Origin of the sequence: Salipiger sp. HF18, assembly GCF_011806505.1 — a bacterium.
Lineage (GTDB): Bacteria > Pseudomonadota > Alphaproteobacteria > Rhodobacterales > Rhodobacteraceae > Salipiger > Salipiger thiooxidans.
Map to the genome: position 1 here is coordinate 1 of NZ_JAATOS010000698.1, position 1,664 is coordinate 1,664.

The following is a 1,664-nucleotide window of genomic DNA, read 5'->3' on the forward strand; positions in this document are numbered from 1 at the left end:
GCGCATGTCGGGCAACCTCGAGCGCATCGGCGACCTCAGCAAGAACCTCGCCAAGCGCACCGGCGTGCTGGCCCAGATGGCGCCGATCAACGGCTCGACCTCGGCGCTGCGCCGCATGGCCCGCGACGTCGAGATGATGCTGAAGGACGCGCTCGACGCCTACATCAAGCGCGACGAGGCGCTGGCCCGCGACGTGATCGAGCGCGACGCCGACGTGGACCAGATGTACAACACGCTGTTCCGCGAGTTCCTGACCTTCATGCTCGAGGACCCGCGCAACATCACCTCGTGCATGCACCTGCATTTCATCGCCAAGAACATCGAGCGCATGGGCGACCATGTGACCTCGATCGCCGAACAGGTGGTGTTCCTGCTTACGGGCGAGATGCCCGACGAGGCGCGCGTGAAGGGGGACCGGACCTCGTCCGATCCCGCCCTGAGCGCGAACCTCGAAAAGGAGTAAGCCCATGCCGGCCGATCAGCCCACCGTTCTGGTCGTCGAGGACGAGGCGGCGCAGCGCGAAGTGCTGCGCTACAATCTCGAAGCCGAGGGTTTCCGCGTGGCAGCCGCCGGCAACGGCGAAGAGGCGCTGATGATGATGGACGAGGAGTCGCCCGACGTCATCGTGCTCGACTGGATGCTGCCAAACCTCTCGGGCATCGAGGTCTGTCGCCAGATCAAGACCCGCCCCGAGACCCGCGGCGTGCCCGTCATCATGCTCTCGGCCCGGTCCGAGGAAGTGGACCGGATACGCGGCCTCGAGACCGGCGCCGACGATTACGTGGTGAAGCCCTACAGCCTGCGAGAGCTGATGGCGCGGGTGCGCGCGCAGCTGCGCCGGGCCCGTCCCGCCGCCGCCGGGCTGCGGCTCGAGTACGAGGACATCGTGCTCGACGCCGAGACCCACCGGGTCACCCGCGACGGGCAGGAGCTGAAGCTCGGTCCGACCGAGTTCCGGCTGCTCTCGACCTTCATGGAAAAGCCCGGCCGGGTCTGGTCGCGCGAGCAGCTGCTCGACCGCGTCTGGGGCCGCGACATCTACGTGGACACACGCACCGTCGACGTCCACATCGGGCGGCTGCGCAAGGCGCTCGGGGTGCACGGCGGCGGCGACCCGCTCCGCACCGTCCGCGGCGCCGGCTACGCGCTGGGGTGATCCAACCGTCCGGGCCTGTGCGGCCCGGCGGACGCTCCGGGGCATCTCCCGCACCGGTGGATTGCACGCCGGGCAGCGGGATGGTCGGCTACATGCCCGCCCCGGCAGTTAAAATCATTGCCAAGCCCCAGAAACTGATGCCCGTGCCAAGCCCGAAGATCGCTCACGTGCCGTGTCCCGCGGCAGCAGATCTGGCTCAGGCCTTCCAAGGTGCCCGCCGCAAGGGGCGTACTCCTGACGCTTTGCACCTCGCGAGGTGAAGGCTGTCGCGCTGCGGGGGCTGTCACTTCTTCGATTTCTTCTTTTTCTTCTTTGACTTGCCGGATGTCTTTGCCGCGGCTTTCGCGGCCTTTGCGTCCTTGCTTTTCGGCTTGCCGTCCCTGGCTTTGGCCTTGGCGCCCGTCTTCTTGGATTCCTTGTCCTTGGCTCGCGTCTTCTTGGATTTCTTTGATTTCTTGGACTTGGCGGACGTCTTGTCCTTGGCATCGCCCGCCGCCGTCTTCTCGG

The 1,664-nt window shown here is 66.7% G+C and carries 3 protein-coding genes; 2 read left to right on the forward strand and 1 reads right to left on the reverse strand.

All coding sequences use genetic code 11. The features are described from left to right. Both HC022_RS26025 and phoB read left to right on the forward strand, forming a co-directional pair. A partial coding sequence (locus HC022_RS26025; RefSeq protein ID WP_303049106.1) for a PhoU domain-containing protein occupies positions 1-463 on the forward strand: 463 nt, incomplete at its 5' end. 4 nt (positions 464-467) lie between these two features. Beyond that, positions 468-1,157, forward strand: coding sequence for a phosphate regulon transcriptional regulator PhoB (gene phoB / locus HC022_RS26030; protein ID WP_089961641.1), 690 nt, complete (start codon positions 468-470; stop codon positions 1,155-1,157). A gap of 283 nt (positions 1,158-1,440) precedes the next feature. On the opposite strand, the gene HC022_RS26035 is transcribed toward phoB, so the two are convergent. Then, a partial coding sequence (locus tag HC022_RS26035; protein ID WP_217704122.1) for a hypothetical protein occupies positions 1,441-1,664 on the reverse strand: 224 nt, incomplete at its 5' end.

Coding starts and splice junctions, on each gene's coding strand:
- phoB (WP_089961641.1), top strand. CDS start 468: ATGCCGGCCGATCAGCCCACCGTTCTGGTCGTCGAGGACGAGGCGGCG.